4 protein-coding genes are annotated in these 7,428 nt (G+C 60.7%); 2 read left to right on the forward strand and 2 right to left on the reverse strand.

From position 1 onward, the window contains the following. Nucleotides 1-119: 119 nt before the first annotated feature. A complete protein-coding gene (locus B3Q33_RS07140; RefSeq protein WP_272962792.1) occupies nucleotides 120-965 on the reverse strand; it encodes a metal-dependent hydrolase in 846 nt (281 codons plus the stop codon). Nucleotides 966-1,051: 86 nt separating this feature from the next. Between B3Q33_RS07140 and B3Q33_RS07145 the strand changes: the two genes are divergently transcribed. Then, nucleotides 1,052-2,035 carry a hypothetical protein gene (locus tag B3Q33_RS07145; RefSeq protein ID WP_272962791.1) on the forward strand — a complete coding sequence of 328 codons (984 nt, stop codon included), beginning with the start codon at nucleotides 1,052-1,054 and terminating at the stop codon, nucleotides 2,033-2,035. Nucleotides 2,036-2,179: 144 nt separating this feature from the next. On the opposite strand, the gene B3Q33_RS07150 is transcribed toward B3Q33_RS07145, so the two are convergent. Continuing rightward, entirely contained in the window at nucleotides 2,180-5,059 is a 2,880-nt protein-coding gene (locus B3Q33_RS07150) for a GGDEF domain-containing phosphodiesterase (protein WP_272962790.1), read from the reverse strand. Between the two features lie 183 nt (nucleotides 5,060-5,242). Here B3Q33_RS07150 and uvrD point away from each other — a divergent pair, with 183 nt between their 5' ends. Then, entirely contained in the window at nucleotides 5,243-7,405 is a 2,163-nt protein-coding gene (gene uvrD, locus B3Q33_RS07155; RefSeq protein ID WP_273009167.1) for a DNA helicase II, read from the forward strand. Nucleotides 7,406-7,428: the final 23 nt, after the last annotated feature.

Below are 7,428 nucleotides of genomic sequence, written 5' to 3' on the forward strand. Positions count from 1 at the left end.
CTTAGGCTCAGTAGCACCCTACGTTTGCAAAGCGGTGGGACTCGCAACTCAAAAAAAGGGCCGGCATAAATGCCGACCCTGGAGTCACCGGAAAAGGGAGAGCTCGGTGATGGAAATTGTTAGGCGGCCTCCTCCTTGAGGAGGTCGCCCAGCAAGGCTTCAAAGTTCTTCAGCTGCTCGCTGTTGTCGTGGTCCCAGGGGTGGAAACCGGGTTTGAACCAGTCGAACCAGGGCTTGGTAATATTGCGGAAAATCCCTTTCTTGCCCCAGGTATTCCTGGCCACGGCGCGCCAGCCTTTCAGATCGGTCAGGCCGCCCTTGATGCGCACGTTGTGCACGTAGAAGGGAATCATCAGGGCAAAGAAGATACCGGTGGCGGCCACTAGGGTGCCGCTGCGCAGGGCATAGGCGCCCAGGTTGCTGTCGTCACCGACGGCCACCTGGTAGACATCGAAGGCCACCGCCTTGTGCTCGGTTTCTTCCAGGGCGTGCCAGTTCCAGATGGCCTTGTAGCCCTCGTCGGCCCCTTCCATGATTTCTGGCAGATCCAGCAGGCCGCCACCGAGAATGGCGGTCAGGTGTTCCAGGGCCACGGTGGCAGCTAACTGGAAGGATTGCGGGGAATAGTCCTGCACGGCTTTCAACAGGCGGGCCACAAAGGCTTCCTGGGCGTGCAGGGGAATACCTGCCCGGGCAACGAAATCGTTGTACTCTTCGTGCTCACGACCATGCATGGCTTCCTGGCCGATAAAGGCAGTGACCGCCTTTTTCAGCTCGGGATCCGTGATCTGGTCACGGTAATTGCGTACGCTGTCGATGAAAAAGCGTTCCCCCACCGGAAAAAACAGGCTCATGGTGTTCATGAACTGGCTGACATTCAGGCCGTCCCGGTGCCAGGTCAGGGCTTTGGCCGGGTTCAGGTTGAATTTCAGATTGCGGCGGATGGGAAGAATCGAGATCGCCATGGTGCGTACCTCCGTAACTGTTACATCATTCGATGATACAATTGCTGTGTCACACAGCAAGTTTTTTCCACCGGGAAATGAAAAAAATGGCTCATGATAAACAGGAAGTTGCCAATCGTTTACTGGATGGCCTGATTGACCACCTGCTGGCCAAACTGTCGCCGGGCCAGCTGGACGGGCTGATCGAGCAGGAGCTGGATTACGCTCTGGATGTGGCCACCCGCTATACTCTGAACGATTGGGTCAGCGTCGAGCAGATCCGCATTACTGCCCAGAAATATGCGGCAGAAATGGACATCAGCGGCGCCATTCCCGAGCTGGTCGGTGACATGGTGGAGCAGTTCTACGACCACGGTATCCAGAGCGACCGCCTCATCGGCGATGTGGTGGACGAGGATGTGGTCATGGCCCTGCTCGACAAGGTGCTGGAGATTCCCCTGTCTCGCCAGAGCATGGCCTGGCTGGGCCGCAACCCGGTGCTACTGGCGTTGCTGGCCGGTGGCGCCCAGCTGGGGCTGAAAACCCTGCTGCACCAGGGCTTGCCGCCGGCGCTGCACGAGCAGTTGCGCAAGCGCCTGCCGGCCCGTTGGCTGGGCAGCCTGGAAGTGCGTTTGCAGGAATGGTTGCTCAAGCGCACGGAACAACTGCTCAGTGACCCCTGGCTGTACCGGGATGAAAACCTGGACGAACTGCGCGAGCTGGTGCTGGTGGCCTGGCAGGAATTCTCCCAGCGTCCGGTTGCGGAGTTGCGCGAACTGATCAGCAGCGAGGATATTCAGGAGCTGTTCGTGATCGGTTTTGAGTACTGGCGCGATCTGCGCCATACCGACTACTTCATTGCCATGCTGGATTCCGGGGTCAACGCCTTCTTCGACAAGTACGGCGACACCACCCTGATGGAGCTGCTCGACGAACTGGGCGTCACCCGAGAACTGATGCTCGACGACGCCCGCCGCTTCCTGCCCCCGGTAATGGAAAAATTGCGCGCCGAAGGCCTGCTGGAGGCGTGGTTGCGTAGGCATTTGGAGGGGTATTTTCAGCGGGAGGAGACGCTGGCTCTGCTTAATTGATAATTGAGAATGGATAATTGATAACTCGCGGGACAGCGCTAGTTGGGTTCTGCAAACGAATGAGGCCGCGCCCAGACTATGGGCGCGGCCTCATTTGTTTCAGATCGTTGAGATGCTTATGCGCGCGCTATCAATTATCCATTCTCAATTATCAATTGCTTTCCGATACGCCTGAGTATGCAACAACTCCACCAGCTCCTTCTCCGGCACCGGGCGGCTGATCAGGAAGCCCTGGATGATGTCGCAGTGCATGTCGCGCAGGATGCTCAGGTGGGCTTCGGTTTCCACGCCTTCAGCGACCACGTTCATTTGCAGGCTGTGGGCCATGTCGATGATGGCGCGGGTGATGGCGGCGTCGTCCGGGCTCTTGTCCAGATCCATGATGAAGGAACGATCGATCTTCAGGGTGTCCACCGGGAAGCGCTTCAGGTAGCTCAGTGAGGAATAGCCGGTGCCGAAGTCGTCCAGGGCCAGTTCGATGCCGCGGGTACGCAGTTGCTGGAGCAGTTCGATGTTCTGCTCCATGTCTTCCATGATCAGGCTTTCGGTGAGCTCCAGTTCCAGCAGGTGAGCCGGTAGCTCGGTGCTTTCCAGCACCCGGTCGACGATCTCGGCCACATTGCCCTTGCGGAACTGGTGGGCGGACAGGTTCACCGACACGCAGATATTGCCCAGCCCCTGTTTGTACCACTGGTGAGCCTGGCGGCACGAGCGCTCCAGCACCAGTTCGCCGATGGCGGAGATCAGCCCGGTTTCCTCGGCCAGGGGAATGAAATCCGCTGGCGGCAGCAGGCCCATGGTCGGGTGTTGCCAGCGTACCAGGGCTTCCACGGAGGTAATGCGGTTGCTGGCCAGGTCCATCTTCGGCTGGTAGTAGACCACGAACTCGTTCTTGAATATGGCCTTGCGCAGGCTGGTTTCCAGGGCCAGCTGTTCCACCGAGGCCACGCGCATGTTGCTGCGGTAAAACTGGAAGTTGTTGCCGCCGCTGCGCTTGGCCTGATACACCGCCATGTCGGCCTGATTGATCATGCTCTGGGCTTCCTTGGCGGTGTCCGGGAACACGCTGATGCCAACGCTGGCGCCGAGCAGCAGTTCGTGGCCGTCAATCATGAAGGGCTTCTTCATGGCATTGATCAGCTTCTGGCAATGCTGGCTGATGGCCCCTTCGCCGCCGTGGTTTTCCAGCAGCAGGGTGAATTCATCGCCGCCCACCCGGGCGAGATTTTCTTCGCCCCCGGCGTGCTGGGCCATGCGCTCGGCGGCGGCCTTGAGCAGACGGTCACCGATTTCATGGCCCAGGGATTCGTTGATCGGTTTGAAGCGGTCCAGGTCGATCATCAGCAGCGCCACCTTTTCCCGGTTCAGTCGTGCCAGGGTCAGGGACTTGTGCAGGTGTTCGCGGAACTGGGTGCGGTTGGCCAGGCCGGTGAGGCGGTCGTAATTGGACAGGAACTGCAGCTGCTGCTCGGTTTCCTTGCGGGTTGTCAGGTCGGACATCATGCCGACAAAACGGATCACCTTTTTGTGTTCGTCGCGAACCGCACTGACCTGCAGCCATTCCGGGAAAGGCTCGCCATTTCGGCGGGTCTCGCTGATTTCCCCTTCCCAAAAACCGTTCTCTCGCAACGCGGCGGTAATCATCTTGTAGGTGTCGCGGTTGGCGGCGGTTTCCTGATGATCCAGCACCTGCTTGCCCAGCACCATGGATTCGCTGTAGCCGGTAATCTGCTCGAAGCGGGCATTCACTGCCAGGAAGCGGAACTTGTGGTCGAGGATGAAGATGCCTTCCGGGGCGTTGTCGAAGACGGTGGCAGCCAGCCGCAGCTGCTCCTGGCTCTGGCGGTCTTCGGTGATATCCCGGCGGGTGCCGATCATGCGCAGAGCGCGGCCCTGATCAGACCAGGTCACCACCCGTCCCTCATCCTCGATCCAGCGCCAGCTGCCATCCGCATGGCGGAGCCGATACACGGCATGGTAACGGTCATCCTGGCCCTTGAAGTGGGACACCATGGCGCGGCGGATGCGGGTCAGATCTTCCGGGTGAACCAGGGTTTCCAGGTCGCCGAAGAAATTCTTGAAGTAGGCGCCGTCGTAACCCAGCAGGCGGTCGAAGTTGGTGTGGTAGTTGCGCCCGGTATCCAGCATCCAGTCCCACAGGCCGATATTGCTGGCTTCCAGCGCCAGTTCCAGTCGTTCACCGGTGGCTGCCAGGGCCTGGTTGGTTTCGCCCAGGGCCCGGGTGCGCTCCTGCACCATGGATTCCAGTCGCTCGTTGGTCTCCTGCAGGCGCTGGCGGGCTTCCTTACGCTCGTAGATTTCCTGAGCCAGCTTCTCGTTGAGGGCTTCCGCATCGCTGCGGGCCCGGTTCAGGTAGTCGATCAGCGACCGGTTGCTGGCCTGCAGCATCATGGCCTGGTGGCCGGTCTGGTTGATGCGGCGGGCGGCGAACAGGAAGAACAGTCCCAGCAGGGACATCAGCAGCATCAGCGAGAGCTGGCCATGGGCCTGGGTCTCCGACAGTCGCAGCATGCCGGGGCCGAGCAGCATCAGCAGATACAGGAAAACGGTGGGAAAGTGGCTGCTGTAGGCGGCCAGAGCCATGGTGCTCAGGCCCAGCCCCAGGCAGGCAATGGTGAGCTGGGCGGCCAGCATGTCGCTGGCGAACAGGGTATCCAGGGGATTGAACAGGTAACCGGCGGTGCCCAGGATCAGTGGGGTGCTCAGGGCGACGGCAGAAAGAATGCGACGGCAGTGTGGGGTGGCCAGATCGTTGCGCAGGCGCCGATGGCAGAAGGGCAGGGCGATCAACTTGCCGACCTGAACGGCAGCCACCAGTCCCAGCCAGATCAGCAGGTGCTGCCGGGGAATGGGGGTGCTCCAGTAGGCCCATACCAGCGTGATGGCACTGGCTATTTCCAGCAACATCAGCACCGCAATGCCACTGAGTAACAGTTGGCACTGTTCAGTGAGCACGCCATTGAACGGCGGAGCGGTTCGGGTTTGCGGAGACTGCGAAGACACCTTGATTATTATCCTCTGGCGTTTAGCCGAGTGTTTTTCTTTGTCAGTTTACCTATCGGCGATGCCAAGGGAAACCGCCATCTCACTCTTGATAGTGGCGTATTGCCATGCTGCACGGGTTCATCTAACCGGGTTCAGTATGCAGGCATCGCGCCAGCGGACATTCTGCTAAACTCCCGCGCCATGGATGACGTAACTTCCCTTATTGATGGCTTGAACCCGGCCCAGCGCGACGCGGTGGCTGCCGATGACCGACATTTACTGGTGCTGGCTGGTGCCGGCTCGGGCAAGACCCGGGTGCTGGTGCACCGTATTGCCTGGCAGATCGCCACCGAGCAGGCCTCGCCGTTCGGTATTCTGGCGGTGACCTTTACCAACAAGGCCGCTGCCGAAATGCGCGGGCGCATCGAGCAGTTGCTGGACATGTCCGCCGACGGCATGTGGGTGGGCACCTTCCACGGCATTGCCCATCGCCTGCTGCGCGCCCACTGGCAGGAAGCGGGCCTGCCCCAGGGCTTCCAGATCATCGATGCGGATGATCAGATCCGGCTGATCAAACGGGTGATCAAGGAACTGGGGCTGGACGAGCAGCGCTGGCCGGCCCGTCAGGCCACCTGGTTTATCAATGGCCAGAAGGATGAGGGCCTGCGTGCCAAGCACATGGACGCCAATGGCGATCTGTTCGTGCAGACCATGCAGAAGATCTACTTCGGCTACGAAGAAGCCTGCGAGCGCAGCGGCCTGGTGGACTTCAACGAAATGCTGCTGCGGGTGCTGGAGCTGTTCCGCGACAACGATGGCCTGCGTGGCCATTATCAGCGTCGCTTCCGGCACATTCTGGTGGACGAGTTTCAGGATACCAACAGCATCCAGTATGCCTGGCTGCGGTTGCTGGCCAACGACGATAATGCCGTCACCATCGTCGGCGATGATGACCAGTCCATCTACGGCTGGCGCGGCGCCAAGATCGAGAATATCCACAAGTTCAGCCGCGATTTCCCGGATACCCGCACCATTCGCCTGGAGCAGAACTACCGCTCCACCGGCACCATCCTGAAAGCGGCCAATGCCGTGATTGGCAACAATGCCGACCGGCTTGGCAAGGAACTGTGGACCGAGGGCAGCGACGGTGATCCGATTCGCCTCTATGCCGGGTTCAATGAAGTGGACGAAGCCCGTTTTATTGCCGGGCGGGTGGAAAAGCTGTTTCAGGAAGGCACCGCGCGGCGGGAAATGGCGGTGCTGTATCGCTCCAACGCCCAGTCCCGGGTGCTGGAAGAAGCCTTTTTGCAGGCCGGTATTCCCTACCGCATTTATGGCGGTCAGCGCTTCTTCGAGCGGGCGGAAATCAAGAACGCCCTGGCCTACCTGCGCCTGCTCAGCCATCGCGATGCGGATGCCGCCTTCGAACGGGTGGTGAACACCCCCACCCGGGGCATCGGCAACAAGACCCTGGAAAGCCTGCGCGAGCTGGCACGTCAGCGTGGCGTGTCCCTGTGGGCTGCGGCTCAGGCGCTGATCAGTGAGCAGTTACTTACCGCCCGGGCCACCAATGCCCTGGCGGTGTTCCTGAACCTGGTGGTGCAGCTGGAGCAGCAGTGCGACGGCCTGTCGCTGGCGGAAACCACCGAACACGTGATCGAAGCCAGCGGCCTGGTGGATTTCCATGGCAAGGAAAAAGGCGAAAAGGGCCAGCAGCGTCTGGAAAACCTGCGCGAACTGGTCTCTGCCACCCGGGAATTCGGTGACGAGGATGAAGACTCCGAACTGGACAGCCTCACCGCCTTTCTGGACCACGCCGCTCTGGAATCCGGCGAGGGCCAGGCCGACGCCCACGAGGACGCTGTGCAGATGATGACCCTGCACTCCGCCAAGGGCCTGGAGTTCCCGGCGGTGTTCATCTGTGGCATGGAGGAAGGTCTGTTCCCCCACCAGATGTCCAGCCAGGAGCCGGGCCGCATGGCCGAAGAGCGGCGTCTTTGCTACGTGGGCCTGACCCGCGCCATGCGCGAGTTGTACCTGACCCATGCGGAAAGCCGTCGTCTGTACGGCAATGAAAACCACAATCCGCCCAGTCGCTTCCTGCGCGAGATCCCCGCCGAGTTTCTGGAAGAAATCCGCGCCCGGGCCGGCTTCAGCCGGCCGGTGGGCGGCGCGTCGCGGCCGATTCGGGAAACCGAGTCCAATGGCATCAACCTGGGCGCGCGGGTATTGCACCCGAAATTCGGCGAAGGCACCGTATTGCACTTCGAAGGCCAGGGCCCCAACGCCCGGCTGCAGATCAATTTTGACGGCGCCGGCACCAAGTGGCTGGTCAGCCAGTACGCCCGGCTGGAAGTGATATAACGCCGAATGCCTGAGGCAGGACG

It is taken from the genome of Alcanivorax sp. UBA3183 (assembly GCF_002364155.1).
GTDB lineage: Bacteria > Pseudomonadota > Gammaproteobacteria > Pseudomonadales > Alcanivoracaceae > Alcanivorax > Alcanivorax jadensis.

What these genes read in the sequence shown, in the direction of transcription:
- uvrD (WP_273009167.1), top strand. Translation starts at nt 5,243, where the DNA reads ATGGATGACGTAACTTCCCTTATTGATGGCTTGAACCCGGCCCAGCGC.
- B3Q33_RS07140 (WP_272962792.1), bottom strand. Translation starts at nt 965, where the DNA reads ATGGCGATCTCGATTCTTCCCATCCGCCGCAATCTGAAATTCAACCTG.
- B3Q33_RS07145 (WP_272962791.1), top strand. Translation starts at nt 1,052, where the DNA reads ATGGCTCATGATAAACAGGAAGTTGCCAATCGTTTACTGGATGGCCTG.